General features: G+C 71.4%; 15 protein-coding genes. 8 read left to right on the forward strand and 7 right to left on the reverse strand.

Going from position 1 to position 16870, the window contains the following annotated elements; genetic code table 11:
* Positions 1 to 118: 118 nt before the first annotated feature.
* Positions 119 to 400, forward strand: a complete 282-nt coding sequence (locus tag IG84_RS42930; protein ID WP_157848910.1) for a maleylpyruvate isomerase N-terminal domain-containing protein — start codon at positions 119 to 121, stop codon at positions 398 to 400.
* Between the two features lie 443 nt (positions 401 to 843).
* Here IG84_RS42930 and IG84_RS0118650 read toward each other — a convergent pair whose 3' ends face one another.
* Positions 844 to 1284, reverse strand: a complete 441-nt coding sequence (locus IG84_RS0118650) for a VOC family protein (protein WP_031058337.1) — start codon at positions 1282 to 1284, stop codon at positions 844 to 846.
* A 332-nt stretch (positions 1285 to 1616) separates the two neighbouring features.
* On the opposite strand from IG84_RS0118650, the gene IG84_RS0118655 reads away from it, so the two are divergent.
* Entirely contained in the window at positions 1617 to 2342 is a 726-nt protein-coding gene (locus IG84_RS0118655; protein WP_031058340.1) for a hypothetical protein, read from the forward strand.
* Between the two features lie 480 nt (positions 2343 to 2822).
* Here IG84_RS0118655 and IG84_RS0118660 read toward each other — a convergent pair whose 3' ends face one another.
* Positions 2823 to 3620, reverse strand: coding sequence for a heparin lyase I family protein (locus IG84_RS0118660; RefSeq protein WP_051861953.1), 798 nt, complete (start codon positions 3618 to 3620; stop codon positions 2823 to 2825).
* Between the two features lie 212 nt (positions 3621 to 3832).
* Here IG84_RS0118660 and IG84_RS42935 point away from each other — a divergent pair, with 212 nt between their 5' ends.
* From IG84_RS42935 to IG84_RS0118675, 4 genes are all read left to right on the forward strand, one after another.
* Positions 3833 to 4033, forward strand: coding sequence for a DUF6087 family protein (locus tag IG84_RS42935; protein ID WP_382467420.1), 201 nt, complete (start codon positions 3833 to 3835; stop codon positions 4031 to 4033).
* Between the two features lie 919 nt (positions 4034 to 4952).
* On the forward strand, positions 4953 to 6173 hold the full coding sequence (locus tag IG84_RS0118665) for a lycopene cyclase family protein (protein ID WP_031058345.1): 1221 nt from the start codon (positions 4953 to 4955) through the stop codon (positions 6171 to 6173).
* A gap of 68 nt (positions 6174 to 6241) precedes the next feature.
* The gene (locus IG84_RS0118670; protein WP_031058347.1) at positions 6242 to 6970 is read left to right on the forward strand and encodes a class I SAM-dependent methyltransferase; all 729 of its coding nucleotides are present in this window, start codon (positions 6242 to 6244) and stop codon (positions 6968 to 6970) included.
* A complete protein-coding gene (locus IG84_RS0118675; RefSeq protein WP_031058350.1) occupies positions 6967 to 8517 on the forward strand; it encodes an FAD-dependent oxidoreductase in 1551 nt (516 codons plus the stop codon). Before IG84_RS0118670 ends, IG84_RS0118675 begins: the two co-directional genes overlap by 4 nt.
* Before the next feature lie 158 nt (positions 8518 to 8675).
* Here IG84_RS0118675 and IG84_RS0118680 read toward each other — a convergent pair whose 3' ends face one another.
* The 5 genes from IG84_RS0118680 to IG84_RS40700 all read right to left on the reverse strand — a co-directional run bounded on the left by IG84_RS0118680 (position 8676) and on the right by IG84_RS40700 (position 13421).
* Positions 8676 to 9707, reverse strand: a complete 1032-nt coding sequence (locus tag IG84_RS0118680) for a Rieske (2Fe-2S) protein (protein ID WP_031058353.1) — start codon at positions 9705 to 9707, stop codon at positions 8676 to 8678.
* Positions 9704 to 10705: a phytoene/squalene synthase family protein gene (locus IG84_RS0118685; RefSeq protein ID WP_051861955.1), complete on the reverse strand. Its 1002-nt coding sequence runs from the start codon at positions 10703 to 10705 to the stop codon at positions 9704 to 9706. The genes IG84_RS0118680 and IG84_RS0118685 overlap by 4 nt, the downstream gene beginning before the upstream one ends.
* Positions 10702 to 12270, reverse strand: a complete 1569-nt coding sequence (locus IG84_RS0118690) for a phytoene desaturase (protein WP_031058358.1) — start codon at positions 12268 to 12270, stop codon at positions 10702 to 10704. The genes IG84_RS0118685 and IG84_RS0118690 overlap by 4 nt, the downstream gene beginning before the upstream one ends.
* A 247-nt stretch (positions 12271 to 12517) precedes the next feature.
* Positions 12518 to 12979, reverse strand: coding sequence for a hypothetical protein (locus tag IG84_RS0118695; RefSeq protein WP_157848911.1), 462 nt, complete (start codon positions 12977 to 12979; stop codon positions 12518 to 12520).
* 280 nt (positions 12980 to 13259) lie between these two features.
* Positions 13260 to 13421 (reverse strand): DUF3732 domain-containing protein, encoded by a 162-nt coding sequence (locus tag IG84_RS40700; protein WP_245659405.1) that lies wholly within the window; start codon positions 13419 to 13421, stop codon positions 13260 to 13262.
* 453 nt (positions 13422 to 13874) lie between these two features.
* Here IG84_RS40700 and IG84_RS38060 point away from each other — a divergent pair, with 453 nt between their 5' ends.
* On the forward strand, positions 13875 to 16412 hold the full coding sequence (locus IG84_RS38060) for a hypothetical protein (RefSeq protein WP_051861956.1): 2538 nt from the start codon (positions 13875 to 13877) through the stop codon (positions 16410 to 16412).
* Between the two features lie 13 nt (positions 16413 to 16425).
* A complete protein-coding gene (locus IG84_RS0118710) occupies positions 16426 to 16713 on the forward strand; it encodes an ASCH domain-containing protein (RefSeq protein ID WP_031058365.1) in 288 nt (95 codons plus the stop codon).
* The last annotated feature ends 157 nt before the right edge of the window (positions 16714 to 16870 follow it).

Below are 16870 nucleotides of genomic sequence, written 5' to 3' on the forward strand. Positions count from 1 at the left end.
CCGAGGGCCGCTTCGGCATGGCCGCCCCTGCGGTCTTCGATTCTTGCCGGGCGCGGAACGCGCCCCTCGACGCGTCCGGCCGACCCGCTGGCGGCTCCGCAGTGGGCCTGCTGCCGGTGTGTCGCACCTGATCGGTTGCGACCTCCTGGCCAGGGAGGCGGTGGACGCTTCCGGTGAATTCCTGCGCGCCCGCCCCGCGACGGACGTGGGTCTGGCCGAGCTCATTGAGCACCACATCGCAGCCCGTCCGGGCCTTCCAGCGGAGCGACTGCGACAGGAATGGGCTGAGGCCTTCGTGGCGTTGCTGACGGCTTTCAGGTCCTCACGTCGGGAGCAGCGGGTTCCCTGGTTCGGGGCGCCGATGAGCCCGGCGACTGGTGCGCGGCGCTGCGCATCGTAGGGAATAGCGCAGGGTCGGAATACTGCCTCTTCATCAGCCCGGCACCCCAGACCCTGCCCGCCAAGTCACCGCCGGCCTCGCCGTCATCGGCTGGGGCATCGCCTCCATCCTCGCCCTGCACGGCCCGAGCCTGCGCCCACGCGTCACCAACAACGCCACGGTCAACAACACCCTGGAAGAAGCCACCTCGTCACAGCCGGAGGTGGCAACAGGCAGATAGCGCGGCTGACAGGAACGCAGTGCTCCCGCGGCCCAGTCCACGGCTCAGGCGTGGGGGGCCTTGGACGGGGCGGCGGCGGACGCGTAGGCGTGTGGAGCGCCGCCGCCCGGATTCAAGAACTGCGCCGTCGACGTCGCGCTGGCACTGGGCCTGACGTCTGGCGGCGGTTCGACGGTGGCACTGAAACACCGAGAAACCGCACGGCTTCTGACGCCCCGCGATCTCAGCGCAGTTGCTGGGCCAGTCCGACGATGATGCCTTCCGGGCCGCGGATGTAGCAGAGCAGATAGCTGTCCTCGAACCGGGCGATCTCGCCGACGAGCACGGCGCCGTGAGGGCGCAGGCGGGCAACGGTGTCCTCGATGTCGTCGACGGCGAACATGATGCGGTGTGTGCCCAGGATGTTGTGCGGCCGGTTGCGCGGCCCGGCGCCTCTCACCGAGGGGCTGCGGTACTTCGCCAGCTCGATCCGGCTGTGCCCGTCCGGGGTCCGGACCATCGCGATGTCACAGCGGACGCCGTCGAGTCCGGTGCACTGGTCGGCGACGGGGCCCTCGACCTCCGCCCTGCCCTCCAGCTCCATACCGAGTTCCACGAAGAACGCGATGGCGGCATCCAAGTCCTCGACGACGATGCCGACGTTGTCCATTCGCTGAATCGCCATGCTGGTTTCTCCTTCTTCATGCGGCCGGTGGCGGCCGCCCACGTCTCTGGGACGGAGCCGGCGGCACGTTCTCGACATCCTCGGACCGCCGAACTCCGAAAACCCGGATTGCGTCTCAGCACCGGCCCCCGATGGAGGCAGAAAGTCCCCGGCCCGCTGACGCACGCCAGCCCGGCACTTGCACTCACGGCGGCGCCCCTGACGACGAGGATCTGCTGGGCGTGCGGGGATCGCTTGGAGCGGGCTGTCTGCAGGTCTGGTGACACGGCAAGATCTACGGGAAGGCCGGGGCAGAGGGGCGGGGTGACGAAGCCGAAGAAGAAGCGGGGCGGGTGAATCCCCTACGTGAGGGACGCGCGGGGGACAGGTACGACCGATCCGCGATCGACGTCAAACCGCACCCGCCCTACCTGGAGCCGCTCACGTGCTGGGAGTGCGGAGTCGACGTCCACGGCCGGCACGGCAACGCCGATGGCCCGGACTCCACCTCATCGCACTACGCCAAGAACCCCGGCAAGAACCACGGCCCGCGCTTCCCGTACGACCTGGAGCACCGCGGCAAGGAGCTCGTGAACTCCTCGGGCAGCACGGTGGTCCGCGAGGCCGGGCAGTGGCGGCTGTTCTGCCCGCCCCTCCAACGCCCCGGCACCCGCGGCGCCGGCAAGACGGTTCCTGGCCCGCCGGCCGCCGGCCGCGCGTCCGGAACGGGCAGGACAAAGACCAGCGAGAAGGCGGGACAGGCGATCGCGTCGGCGCGGCGGATCGTCCGACTCCTGGATGCCTTCGGCCAGGATCCGGAGGTCGTCGCCGAGTTCGCGGCCACCGTTCCTGGGGGCCCGGACAACATCGCCTGGCCGGAGTTCTGCCGCGGCCGCGCCGATGTCCACCAGCTCGCCCAGGACCTCATCGACGGCATCGCCGATCCGATCCCGCACGCCGTATGGGGCCGGTGTCGACCGCGGACGCCGTCGACCGCAAAGCCGGCCGCAGCTACGTGGTCGAGTACGTCGCCCGCCACCCCGTCTTCGTCGGCGGCCGCCGCCTGCCGCTGCAGGTGACCCTACGCAGCGACAACGCGGACTGGATCGGCGCCGCCACCCGCTCGGGACAGTGCCTCGGCTACGGCTACTGGACGCTCTTCCCGGAGCCCGAGAAAGTCCGGAAGCACATCGAACTCCAGCTGTGGGTCAAGGAACCGTGGCAGGTGGCCCGATGGGACACCGACGGCACCACCCAGACCTTCCCCGCCCCACCGCCGTACCCCCTCCCGACGCCCTCACCGCGGAATACCCAGCCCGAACCGTCACCTCCAGCAGCAAAAAGGCGAACAGCGATCCCGCGGACGGCCTTGCCGACGTTGTCCTATACAGCGATCAAGTCGCGTATCCCAATGAGCGGTTGTAACCGTCACGGGCTCCGGGCGGCCAAGTTTTTTCAGCCATCGAGCGGCGACAAGCTAACAGTCATACTCGGAGTCCTCGGACTCACCGATCCTACGAATGACCGGCGCGGGCCCGCGCCGGAACGGTAGGACAAGCTCAGGTGACTTCGGTGCGGGTGGTGCCCATCTTCAGCCCGTCGATCCAGTTGATGGAGGCGGTGCTGTCGTCGGTTCCCCAGTAGGTGCCCCAGCGGGGCTTGTTGCCCTTGTCGTCCCAAGTGCGGGCCTCTTGGCGGGAGGCGATCTGCTTGCCGTCCAGGTAGATGGACAGGGTGCCGGAGGAGCTGGAGCTGGTGGCGATGCCCAGCTGGATCGAATGCCACTGGCCGGCCGACCACGGGGCGGTGCCGATCGGAATCCACTCCTCTCCCGGCGCCACGTACCAGACCTTCAGCTTTCCGTCCTCGACCTTCATCAAGACCGGGTAGTTCTGGCTGTTCTCGTCGTTGGTGCCGTTGGACTTCCACTGGAAGACGGTCTGCGCGTCGCCGGTTTTGGTCATCGAGTCCCAGCCGAACCAGTAGGTCTTGCCGTTGGTGAAGGGGTATTCCCCGCCGCCGGTCTTGACGTTGTGGGCCTCACAGCGCGGTACGCCGATGGGTTTGTTGAACTTGAAGATCTTGCCGCGCCGGGTGCCCCAGTCATCGACGGTGACGCTACCCGGGGCGTCGCACAGGGTGGTGCCGAAGACCCCCAGGCCGTGTGAGGCGTCGCCGTCCCACAGCAGCGAACGGGCCCCGGTAGCGGCGGCGTTGCTGTGGGAAGGGCTGGGGGAGGGGGGATGCGACATGGTGCGGGGAGGAGCGGTGGTGCCCAGGGAGGACGAGGCACCCCAGGCGATCGCGAACACCGCGGCGGCGCCGACGGGTATGAGGTACTTGGGCAGGCGAGACAACGAGACCTCCTGGACAGACGGGGTGGGGGGAGCGAGCAGACGGGCCCTGTACGCCGTGATGAGCGAGGGTCCGGTCTGGTGTCGCTGTTGCCATCGGGTCGGACGTCACCCTAAATCGCCTGCATGGCGTGTGCGCAACGTGAACGCCGAAGTTTGGTGCATCCTCCGGCGGCGGCTGCCTCACTTCGCTGCTTCTGACGAACGCGCCACGCATTTCGCAACGAGCAGGTGCTTGCGCTGGGCGAGCTCGCGATGGCCCCGGCCCGCCCCGCGCCGCGCACCTCGACCTCGACGCGCCCCGCGCGGTGGTCCGCTGGGGCGGGTGGCGCTGGAAGCTGGTCGCGATCGTGGACAACCTCGCCGCTGCCCAGGACCTGGTGCGCCCCGAAAAGCCTGGACTGCAGCCCTGGTAACGCCGTTCCGGGGCTGTTCTCGCAACCGTGCCGCGGCCGCGTACCGTGACGGTGAGACCCGCCTGGAGGACGTCATGAGCGCATCTCCCGAGCATGCCCCGCCTCGCCGCGGGCCAGGCGGCCGCCGCGCAGCTGCTCGCGCGGATCCGCGCCGATCGCCGCGCCGGCCGCTGGGTGCCGGCCTTCGAGCGGGACTGGGGCAAGGCGCTGGAGGACTCCCGGCACAGCTACCGCCTGGCCCGCTGTATGACGTCGTCCGCGAATGGCAGGTCCGCCTCGACACCGCCCCGGCCGTGGACGCCTTCCTCGACTCCGGCATGGACGACTGCGACTTCGTCCCCTCGAAGACGTCCTCGGGTCTCGCCGCTGGTGTGTTCAGCCGACTGACAAGGTGAAGCGCAGCTTCTCCTTCGAGCGGGCGCCCAGGCGGTCGTAGAAACGGATCGTGTCGGTGTTCCAGGGCGGGGTCGGGCGCTGCGCGCACTCACTGTTGCCATCACTTCCTTGGCCTGGTGAAAACGGCTCGCCTCCGTTTCACGCGTGAGGTCCGTCGGGTAGTGGCGGACCGAGTGGAGAAGCGTGGTTGAGCGCTGCCCAGCTTTGCTCGCTGCGGTTGGTGACAGAGCCGCCCGGGGCGGGAATCACCGGACGTGGCCCGCCCTGCCGGGCCGCGTGTCGGTCCGCCTCCGGTCCCGGATTGCGGGAAGATGCCTCCTCCGCCCGCATCCGGATGCACGCGCCGGTCGGAAGATCATCAGCGTACGCGCAGGAAAGCCAGGCGTGCGAGAAGCGGGCACACAGAGCGCACGTACGAGAAGCGGGCACACAGAGAGTGCACGTACGAGAACCGGGTGCGCGGAGAGCGGCGGTCCGGTGGGCGCGCTGAGGGGCCGGTGGCCATGGCGAGGGAGGAACAGTGGTGCGGGATGCGGACGTCGTGATCGTGGGTGCGGGTGCGGCCGGTCTGTCGCTCGCCCACTGGCTGTCCGCGGGCCCGGCGCACCGCCGTCCCACCGTGCTCCTCGTCGAGGCTCCGTACGGGCCGCTGCGGCCGCCGGAGCGCACCTGGTGTTTCTGGCAGGCCCCCGGCGGCCCGTACGACACGGCCCTGACCGCTTCCTGGGAGCGGTTGCGCGTTCGGTCCCCGGACGGCACGGAGATGGTCGGACGGCCCGCGCCGCTGCGTTACAACATGCTCCGCTCCGGTGACTTCGAGCGGCTGGTCGGCGACCGGCTGGCCGGTATGGAGGGCTTCCGGACGATCCGGGCCGAGGTGACGGCCGTACGGGACGCACCCGGTGGCGCCGAGGTGCACGGGCGCGACGCCGCAGGCCACCCGGTCGGCCTGCGGGCCCGATGGGTGTTCGACTCCCGGCCGCCGCGCCGGCTGCCGCCGGCCCGCACCTGCCTGCTGCAGCACTTCCGCGGCTGGTTCGTCCGCACCGAGCGTCCGGCGTTCCTCCCGGGGACCGCCGACCTGATGGACTTCCGCACCCCGCAGCCCCCACACGGCCTGTCCTTCGGGTACGTCCTGCCGCTGAGTGCGCACGAAGCGCTCGTGGAGTACACGGAGTTCACCCGAGAGGTGCTCGACGACGTCGGGTACGAGCGGGCGCTGCGGCACTACACCGCGGACGTGCTGGGCCTTGGTGCCCTGGACGTCACCGCCACCGAGCAGGGCGTGATCCCGATGACCGACGCGCGCTTCCCGCGCCGCGCGGGCCGCTCGGTGTTCCGCATCGGTACGGCCGGCGGCGCCACCCGGCCCGCCACCGGCTACACCTTCTCCGGGGTGCAGCGCCAGACCCGGGCCGTGGCCGCCCGCCTGCTGGCCGGGCGGGTACCGCTGCCGCCGTGCCCGCACCGTACCCGGTCCCGGGCGATGGACGCGGTGCTGCTGCGAGCTCTGGACAGCGGGCGGGTCGACGGCGCGGACTTCTTCACCGGCCTGTTCCGCGAGGTGCCCATGGAACGGTTGCTGCGCTTCCTCGACGGCCGCTCCCGCCTGGGCGAAGACCTCCGCATCGGTCTGCACACCCCCGTCGGCCCGATGCTCCGCACCGTCGCCGAACTCCCGCGCCTGCCACGCCGCGACCCGCAGCCGGGCCCGCCCGCGGACACCCGCCCGGCACCGCCGTGAACCGACCCGCCTCCCGCCGTACGACGCACACCGCACGCCCCAGCCGCCCGACCGGAAGAGCCCGCTCCATGCCCCTGCTGCGCGATGACGCCCTGTCCGCCGCGTTCGACCACGCCGCCGCCACCTACGACCGGCTGACCGCGGCCAACCCCGGCTACCACGCGCATCTGCGGCGCTCGGCGCGGCGGCTCGGGCTGCCCGCCGCGGGACGCCGGCTGCGCCTGCTGGATCTGGGCTGCGGCACCGGCGCGTCGACGGCCGCGCTCCTCGCGGCGGCCCCGCACGCCGAGATCGTGGCGGTGGACGCCTCCGCCGGGATGCTCGACCGGGCCCGCGCCAAGGCATGGCCGCACAACGTCTCGTTCGTGCACGCGCCGGCGGAACGGCTCGAAGAGGCCGGTGTCACCGGGCCGTTCGACGCGGTCTTCGCCGCGTACCTGGTCCGCAACGTGGCCGACCCCGACGCGCTCCTCACCGCCGTACGCGGCCTGCTCGTACCGGGCGGGCGGATCGCGGTGCACGAATACGCCCTCGGCGGCCGGGCCGTGGACCGTGCGGTGTGGACCGCGGTCTGCCGTGGCGTGGTCCTGCCCGCGGGGCGCCTCGCGGGCGACGGGGAGCTGTACCGTCATCTGTGGCGCAGCGTCGTGGAGTTCGACACCGCCCCCGACTTCGGCCGCCGGATGGCGCGGGCCGGGTTCGACCGGGTGCGGATCCTGCCGCTGCCCGGCTGGCAGACCGGCATCACGCACACCGTGGTCGCGACGGCCCCGGGGACGAGGGAGGCGGCCGCATGAGGACGGACGGTACGGCCCCGCGGCGCGGGCGGGACCGGCGGGCGCGGGTGGTCCCGGCCCCGCGCGGCCTCCGGCGGGTCACGGAAGCGGCGCCGCACGTGGCGGTGGCGGGCGGCGGCATCGCCGGGCTCGCGGCGACGACGGCGCTGGTGGAGCGCGGTGTGCGGGTCACGCTGTACGAGCGGGAGCCGGTGCTCGGCGGGCGGCTGGCCGGGTGGCGCACCCAGCTCGCCGACGGCTCGGCGGTGACCATGAGCCGCGGCTTCCACGCCTTCTTCCGGCAGTACTACAACCTGCGCGGACTGCTGCGCCGCGCGGCCCCGTCCCTCGGGATGCTCACCGGGCTGCCGGACTATCCGCTCCAGCACAGCAGCGGCACCCGCGACGGCTTCGCCTGGGTGCCGCGCACGCCTCCGTGGAGCGCCCTGGGCTTCGTCGCGCTCAGCCCCACCTTCGGCTGGCGGGACCTGCTGCGGATGAACGCCGGGGCCGCGCTCCCGCTGCTGGACGTGCGCGTACCGCAGGTGTACGAGCGCCTGGACCGCATCAGCGCGTATGACTTCCTCGCCCGCATCCGCTTCCCCGAGGCGGCCCATCACCTGGCGTTCGAGGTGTTCTCGCGGAGCTTCTTCGCCGACCCGCGCGAACTGTCCGCCGCCGAGCTGGCCCTGATGTTCCACATCTACTTCCTCGGCTCCAGCGAGGGCCTCCTCTTCGACGTCCCCGACGAACCGTACCCGCAGGCGCTGTGGGAGCCGCTGGCCCGGTACGTACAGGAACGCGGCGCCGAGATCCGTACCGGTACACCGGTGGAGAGCGCCGTCCCCACGCCCGGCGGCGGGCTGCGCGTCACCGCCGACGGCTCCGGGCAGCACCACGACGCGCTGGTCCTGGCGCTGGACGGCGGTGGGCTGCGGCAGGTCGTGGCAGCGTCGCCGGGTCTCGGCGACGAGCGGTGGCGGTCCCGCATCGCCCGGCTGCGGAACGCGCCACCGTTCCTGGTGTCCCGGCTCTGGCTGGACCGGCCGGTGGCCGCCGACCGGCCCGGCTTCCTCGGCACCAGCGGGTACGGCCCGCTGGACAACGTCAGTGTGCTGGAGCGCTGGGAGGGCGAGGCGGCGCGCTGGGCCGGGCGCACCGGCGGTTCGGTGGTCGAGCTGCACGCGTACGCCGTCGACCCCGGCGTGGACCGCATGGCCGAACAGGACCGGCTGCTGGCCCAGTTGCACCGCGTCTATCCGGAGACACGGGACGCGAAAGTCGTCGACGAACGCCACGAGTGGCGCGCGGACTGCCCGCTCTTCCCGGTGGGCGGCTTCGCCGACCGCCCGACCGTCCACACCCCCGATCCGGCCGTCGTCGTGGCGGGCGACCTGGTCCGTACGGACCACCCCGTGGCCCTCATGGAGCGCGCAGCGACGACAGGCTTCCTCGGGGCCAATGCTCTGCTGGCCCGCTGGGGCGTGGCGGGCCAGACTCTGTGGACCGTCCCGGAACAGGGCCGCTCGGCCCCCCTTCGTGCGCTGTCGCGCCTGGCGGACCGGTAGACGCGACCCGCGACGGGACCGCGACCGCGACGGGACCGCGACGGGACCGCGACCGGGCACGGGACCGTTCGCGCGGGCCGCGCCCCGGGGGACCGTACGGTCCGCGGGACGGGCTGCGCGCCGAGGAGGGACGGGCGCGCAGCCCCGGGGAGGCGGCCTCAGCCCGGGAAGCGGCCCGTGCTGCGGAGGGTCCAGCGGCGTTCGGCGTAGGCGAGGTCGTCGCGCCAGAGGCGGCCGGCGGCGGCGCGCATCAGGGGGCGGAGCACCGGGGCCGCGGCGCGGGCAACGGCGAAGCCGGGGCGGTCGGAGGCGGCGACGACGGCTTCGACGACGGCGGTGCGCGGCCGGCCGCGGGCATCCGTGCCGAGCGGCGTGGCGTGCGTCTCGACCACCGAGCCCCGGCCCTCGCCTTCCATGATGTGCATGACGACCGTGCGGGGTTCGGGAGCGGTGAAGACCGCGCGGACCGGGACCACGGCGCGCCCGGCGACCTTGAAGGACACGTCCACGGCGAAGCCGTCCCGCTCGGCCGCGTCCGCGCCCTCGCCCTCGGGGGTGTTGACGACGGTGAGGTCGACGAAGGAGTACGGGTGGAACCACGCGCCGTGCCAGGGGTCGAGCCGGTTGGCGACCACGTCGTCCGGCTCGCAGGTGCCGACGCCCGTGTAGACCGCCGCAACGGCCGTCGCGGGGTCGGGCCGGGCCGGGAGGACCGGCCGTTCGCTCGGCTCTTCCCCGCCGGCGCGGTCCAGCCGTACCCAGGCAAGCACCCCGTCGTCGTACGCCGGGAAGGGCTCCCAGCCGGCGAACGGCTCGCCGTCCAGGGCGAGTCCGTGCCAGTGGCAGATCAGGGTGCCGCAGCGCACCGGGCTGTCCTTCAGCGGTGCCCCGAGGTGCGGGCAGGCGCCGGGGCCCGCCCGGAGCCGGCCCTCCGCGTCCCGCCAGAGCACGACCTCGGTACCGGCGACGGTCCGGCCGTGGGGGCGGCCGGGGCGGATGTCGCGGGCGGCGCCGACGACGTACCAGTTGCCCGACGGCCGGGCGAGCGCCCGCTTCAAGGCGTCGGCGATCAGGCCCGGTTTGGCCTCCCGCCAGGTGGGGCGCTGCCGCTCCCAGGGGACGGGGTTCCGGCGCAGGCGCAGGGGGTAGCGGCCACGCTTGCCGAACGGGTCACCGGTGCCGACGGTCATCGGGCCACCTTCTGCTGCGAGTAGCGGGTCACGCCGAGCGGGACGGGCGGCGGGTGCCGGTCGTGGGCGGCACGCGCACGGGCGGCGGTCACCTGGGCCAGGCCCTGCAGCGCGACGGCCGCGCGGCGCCGGCGCGGCACCACCGCGCGGCGGTGCAGGACGGCGTACCCGTCGTCCCGCACGGCGTCGAGGATGCCACCGTAGAGGACGAAGGCCGTACGGATGCACGGCCGGGAGACCGGGGCGAGCATGGGCAGGCCGGGTGCGGCCTGCCGGTAGACGCCGCGGGTCAGTCCTGCCGCGGCGTGCAGGGCCTCGGTGATGCGCGGGTCGCGGCGGCCGGTGGCCCGGCTCCAGAGGAGCAGTTCGCGGTCGACGCCGTGCGCGGCGAGCAGGTCGGCCGGGAGGTAGACGCGGCCGCGGTCGAGGTCTTCGCCGACGTCTCGCAGGAAGTTGGTGAGCTGGAAGGCGATGCCCAGGGCCGCGGCGTGCGGTTCGGCCGTCTCGCGCGGGACGACCGTGCCGAGTACGGGCAGCATCTGCAGGCCGATCACCGCGGCCGAGCCGTGCATGTAGCGGCGCAGGTCCGCCAGGGTCGGGTAGTCGGTGACCACCAGGTCGGACCGCATGGAGGCCATGAAGTCGGTGAAGTGGCGGTGGTCGATGCCGTAGCGGGCGGCGGTGTGGGCGAGCGCCCGTACCACCGGCTCGGGGCTGTCGCCGTGCCGCAGTCCGCTCTCCAGCCGCCGCTGCAGCAGGTCCAGGGCGTGCCGGCGGTCCGCGGTGGTGGCCCGGTCGTCCAGGTCGTCGACGATGTCGTCGGCCCAGCGGGCGAAGCCGTACAGGGCGTGCACGGCGGGCCGGTGCTCCGGCGGCAGCAACCGGGTGGCGAGGAAGTAGGTCTTGCCGTGCCGGGCGTTGAGCGCGCGGCAGCGGGTGTAGGCGGTGCGCAGGGCGGGGTCGGTGATGCCCGCCGCGTCCAGTTCGCGGTCGGTCATGCCGTGCTCTCTTTCGTGGCGGAGTGCTCGGCCGGGGCCGGGGCCGGGGCGGGGACTTGGGCCCGGCCGGTGGCGGGGCGCCGGGGGCGCATCCCGGTGACGCGGGCGGCGGCGAGCTTTCCGGAGATCAGGACGGTCGGCACGCCGACGCCCGGGGTGGTGCCGCAGCCGGCGAGTACGGCGTTCTCGGTGCCGCGGACGAGGTTGCGCGGCCGGAACGGGCCGGTCTGGGCGAAGGTGTGGGCGGCGGAGAAGGGAGTGCCCGCCGCGTGTCCTTCGGCGCTCCAGTCCGCCGGGGTGACCAGGCACTCCTCCTCGATGGCGGCGCCCAGCCCTGGGAGTCCGCGCCGCTCCAGCTCGCGGAGGAGGGCGTCGCGGTACCGGGGCGCGAGGTCCCGCCAGGCGTGCGCGTCGGGGCCGAGTGCGGTGTTCGGGCAGGGCGCGAGGATGTAGTGCAGGTGGCGCCCTGGGGGTGCGAGCGAGGGATCGGTGGCGGTGGGCCGGGTGATGAGCAGGGAGGGGTCGCTCATCAGGCTCCCGGTCCGCGTCAGTTCCTCGAAGGTGGTCCGCCACGCGGCGCCGAAGGAGAGGGTGTGGTGACCGAGGTCCGGCCAGGTGCGGTCGGTGCCGGCGTGCAGGACGACGGCGGAGGGCGAGTGGCGCAGTGGCAGGGGGCGGCGCGGCCGGTGGCCGAGCAGGCGGTAGGTGACGGGCAGGTCGGGGGTGAGCACGACGGCGTCGCAGGGGATGCGGTCCTGCGCTGTGACCACCGCCCGTACGCGGTCGCCGGACCGCTCCAAGCCGGTGACGTCGCATCCGTAGCGGAACTCTGCACCGGCGTCGGCGGCCGCGTCCGCCATGGCCTGCGGCAGGGCGTGCATCCCGCCGCGCGGGAAGTACACGCCGGCCACGGTGTCCATGTACGTGATGACGGCGTAGGCGGCGAGGGCCCGGGCGGGCGGCACCCCGGCGTACAGGGCCTGGAAGGAGAAGACCCGGCGCAGCCGCTCGTCGGTGAGGAACCGCCCGATGCGGGCGTCGAGGCGGCCGAAGCCGCCGAGCGCGGCGAGCCGGGCCAGGTCCGGGGTGAGGAGCTCCAGGGGCGAGTCGAAGTTGGCGTCGATGAAGCGGCGCATCTGGGCCGCGTAGATGCGTTCCAGCCAGTGGCGCAGCCGCCGGTAGCCGGCCGCTTCGCCGGCCCCGGCGAACCGCTCGACCTCGGCCTCCATGGCATCGGCCCGTGTGTGCACATCGAGCCGGCTGCCGTCGGCGAACCGCGCGTGGTAGGCGGGGTGCAGCGGGACGAGGTCGACGCGGTCGCGCAGCGCGTCGCCGACCGCGGCGAAGGCATCGTCGGCGAGGTCGGGCATGGTCAGGACGGTCGGTCCGGTGTCGATGCGGTAGCCGCCGCGGTCCAGCCGCCCGGCCCGGCCGCCGGGCAGCGCGTGGCGTTCGACGACGGTCACCCGCCGGCCCGCGCCGAGCAGGTGCAGCGCCGCGGACAGGCCGGCGAGTCCCGCCCCGACCACCACGACGTGGTCCGTGGGTCCCTTGAGAGCTTTCATCGGCCGCCTCTCGTCGCATCCGGGAAATGAGGCACCACGTGATTCGGTGCGGGCACGCTCTTCGGATGCGGCGAGCGTACTTTCCCTTTTGCCCGGAGCGGCTGCTTCCCTCCGATATGCGACAGGTTTCGCGACGCACGCGGCCGGGCGGCGCAGCAGCTCCTCCAACCAGAGCAACATCTCTTCCACGACGCCGCACTGATCGGACACACCACAATCGACACTGGTCATTAGACACCGCCCTCCATCACCAGGCCCCCGGCGTCGACCGCCCAGCGCCCGGCGCCACGATCTCGGTGCCGTCCAGGAGCAGTTCACCGCCGACACGGGCGTTCTTCAGTTCCAGGATTCCTTCGAGCGCCGAACGCTGCAGGTCCAGACGGCCATCGATACGTGCCGTGTTGCCGGCCAGCCCCCGCAGCCGGCTGCCGGTGATGCCGATCGTCCGGGTAGCTGTCCCGTAGAGGCTGATCTCCTCCGTCAGCCAGCAGCCCTCCGGCCACACCAGGTGTTCCACCTGCGCGCCGGCCAGGTCGAGGCGGCCGGTGATCCGCGCCCCGGTCAGCCGCACCGCGGCCACGGCGCCCGGCTGCGGTGTGTGCGCCCCCAGGAGCAGCGCGGCCACCACACGCGCCCGGACCGTGCGCTCAGCCCCCCACTCCTGCGCGGCGGCCGGATCATCGTTCATGGTCCCGGTACGCAAGTCCACCAGGCGCCCCTCGGGGAAGGCATCCCACAATGCACGTTCGGGAGCGCTCAGTTCCTCATACGGCAGCATTCATGCGCCGTACCGGCGCGTCATTTGCGCGTCGGCGTCGTGGATCGCGTTGCGCCCCGCAGGTGACCAGGTGTGCCGTGGCTCAGGACGGATTCGACGACTGAGAGCGTTCGGACTGTATCGGGGCAGCCAGGGAGGCCGAACACACTGGACGCCGACGGGTAGTCGGGCACGGCCACGCGTCTGGCCAGAAGCATGCGTTCCGGTTGCGTCAGGGGGCGATAGGCACGCCGTGCTGGTCGATCCGCGCCTGGGGGATCAGTGCTTCGCCGTCGCGCCAGTTGTAGCGGACGCAGTCCTGGAACCAGGGTTCCGGCAGGTTGGCGTGGTCGCTGACGATCATCTGGAAGCCGCCGCCGAGGCCGGCGACCACCTCGGGATACAGGACTCAGCGCCGTTTGACGACACCCTCTAGGACGTTTCCGTTCCCTGGCCGGAAGCCGGGTTGGCGATGCCGGTGCGTCCGTGGTGATGTGAGCCGAGTTCGTGACATCCAGTCGGTCGGCCCCCGGCAGGCGGCGGCATGCCATGTGCCCCGACACCTTCGTGTTTGCCCTGGCAAGCGCTATGGGTGAATATGACAACCTGGCTGTGTTGCGTGTGTGGCTCGACTTGACCTGTCGGGCTTTCGTGTACCGGGGGCTGCGGTTCCTTCCCCTCCTTCCCCATCGGGCAGGGCGCGGCCGGCAGCAGCTGAGCAGTGACGGGTGCAGGGACGTATCGGTGTAGAGCCGCGGGGGTTCGGAGTGACGGGGCGGGACATGAGGCCGTGGGCGGTGGCGCGGAGGATGGGGCCGGCTGCGCGGAAGCGGGGGGTGTAGGCCAGGTGGAGATTCACCTCAAGCCGGAGGAGATCCCGCAGTACACCGGCAACCTGGAGAAGCTGGAGCAGGACCATGCGGCGCTGAAGAAGGACGCCGGGCACATCCGCTCCACCGGCTCGGACGTCCACTCCGACTTCCAGGGCCTGTCCGCCTTCTACAAGGCGCCGGAGGCGGAGCAGCTCTTCGCCACCACCAAGCCGGTCAAGAACCGGGCCGATGCCTTCGCTGACGACCTGGAGACGGTTGCCTCGGCGCTTGCGGACTACGCGGATGCGATCCGGCCGCTGACGACCAAGCTTGCGGACCTGAAGGAGAAGGCGCAGGCCTTCATCCGGGACCACAAGGACGATGACGACGCGGACTACGACGACGAGCTGACGGCCGAGCACAATCAGATCCGCGACGACATCAACGCCACCGTCGCCGCGTTCTGGGCGGCGGAGCGCACCTGCTACAACAAGATCGTCGCCCTGTGGAACGGCCCCAAGATGGTCGCGGGGGATGGCTCCAAGAAGGAGCACCAGTACGGCTTTAGCGCGGAGGACCTGAAGAACGCAAAGGTGCCGTGGGGCGATCCGGTGGAGCTGAAGCACCACTGGTACGACGTCGGCCACTGGGTGAAGTCGTTCGCGTGGGACGGCATCGTCGTGGACGGCATCTGGGGCACCATCAAGGGCCTGGGCACGCTGGTCGGCGTCGACGGCTGGGACGCCGCGGGCCAGGCTTGGAAGGGGCTGGCGCAGCTGGGCACCAGCCTGGCGATCCTGACCCTCGGCGGTCCCGGGGCGGCAGCCTTCATGGCCCTGCCGGACGACGAGCTGCCCTCTTGGCTGCGGGATTCCCGTACCGCGTTCAAGGAGACCGGCAAGGCCCTGGTCGCCTGGGACGAGTGGGGTAAGAATCCGGGGCGGGCCGCCGGTGCGGTCACCTTCAACGCGCTGACCACCGTCTTCACCGGCGGAGTGGGCGGCGCGGCGGCCGGTGCGGGCAAGGCCGGCGCGGTCGCCAAGGCCATTTCCGTGGCGGGCAAGGCCGGCAAGGTCATCGACCCGATGACCTATGTGGGGAAGGCCGCCGGGGCCGGCCTGTCCACGGTCGGTGACATCACCAAGAGCCTCAAGGGCGTCGGGCAGGTGGACATCCCGGCCCTGCCCGAGGACGCGATCAAGCTACCGGAGGGCTCCCTCAAGCTGTCCGACGGCACGGTGCACCTACCGGAGGGCGCGCCGATCCCGGAGGGTGCCACCCGGCTCCCGGCCGGCAACGTCAAGCTCCCCGACGATGTCCTGGCCCTGCCCAAGGACGCCACTCCGGTGCCCACTGGCCTGGGCGAGCCGGCGCGCTACTTCGACGGCCAGGGCAACCTCCTGGACGAACACGGCAAGGTGCTCCAAAGCATCGACGACGCCCCCAAGGAAGGCTCCTCCACCGTCTCCCCGCGTGCAGGAGCGGACCCCCCGCGGGTCGAGGCCCCGGTCAAGGAACCCGCCCTGGTCGGTCCGGGGGCCGATGCTAGTGAAGACGCGAGTCGGTTTGTCCGTCTCGGCGACAGAGTTGTTCCCGACCTGGATCACGCCGGCCGAGCCGGCGATGAGATACCCCCCGAGGGCGCCCATGGCGGCGGCGGAAGTAGCGGCCCGGGCAACCACCTCCCCGGGGGCAACGTCGGTGAGGGGCTGCCCGGAGGCCGCGCCGATGACCTCCGGCATGGCCCTTCTGCCAGCCATGAGCCTTCCCCTGGGAGTCATGGGTCCGGCGCGAGCGGCAGTGGCCACCAGGCGGCTGATGCGAGCCATGGTTCTTCCACGGGCAAAAGCGGTCACGACGGGCCTGCCAGCGGGAGCGGGCACGGTGAGGCAGACGGCAGCGAATCATCTTTTTCTGACGGCTCGCACCCGTCGGATAATTCGGCTCCGGAATCCGTATCCGGCGATTCGACGCCCCCGAACGACCCCGTGGACTCTGCGGCTGGAGAAGCGTCACTGGATCCCCAGGTTGTCGATGAACGGATCAAGGCACTCGATGACCGCCAGGGTGGGGAAGGCCATGCTCCCGGACGGCATCTCTACCCGGAGGAACAAGCGCTGTTGGACAGGCTTGGTACGCCGAAGCTTGATTCTGACGGCAACCCGAAACTGTACGGGCCGAACTCGAGTAACCCCGGCCACGTCAAGTCTGAGAACAACATCGACCCGCTGACTGGCACAACCGTGGACGGCGTGAGCGGTAAGGTCCACAAGGTGGGACCCTACGCGACCCGGTTCGATCATGCCGAGGACATGGTCAGGGCCGACCGGTATTTCCGCGAGGAGATTACGCGAACTGGCGAACCTCCTGAGGCGGAACTGCCTATTGAGGACCTTCTCGGGCCCGATGGATATAAGCGATTCACTGGTTTCTACCGCAACCCTGCTAACCTGAACGAGTTCCTCCCTGTCGACTTCAAGGGAGGGACGATCCGCCCGGTCTACCGTCTTCAGGATGGAGACTGGAAGCTTATTACAATGTATGCGAACCCGGCCCCCGGTCGTCACCCATGATTGAGAATTCCCCATGAATCGGCAACTCGAAAAATTCATCAAGGTGTATCTTGGTCTGGATCAGGCCTACGACGCGAGCGGACACCTTCGCCCGACTCTCTTCGCCTTCAAGGAAGAGTACGTCGATGCCGTCAAGCAGGGGTTCGAGGAATTGCTGCGCGACCGTGACTTCACCGTTGAGGACTACGAACGTCTCACGGAAGTTGAGTTCGACGACGAAGACTCCCTGTACGAGTACCTGCAGCGTATGTATCAATACCTTTTCGAAGGGCAGGGAGAGCAGCCGGTGCCGCCGAACTGAGCTGACCGTGCCGCGGCACGTTGCGTTCACGGTAATGGCGTAGCTTGATCGACGTCGACATCATCGGTGTCGACGACTCGCCGGAGAAGGCGTACACCAAGATCGTGAAGCTGCGTTGCGGCGTGTGATGTGAGCACTGGGAAGCCGGTTGGGGGAC

It is taken from the genome of Streptomyces ochraceiscleroticus (assembly GCF_000720485.1).
Taxonomy (GTDB): Bacteria; Actinomycetota; Actinomycetes; order Streptomycetales; family Streptomycetaceae; genus Streptomyces; species Streptomyces ochraceiscleroticus.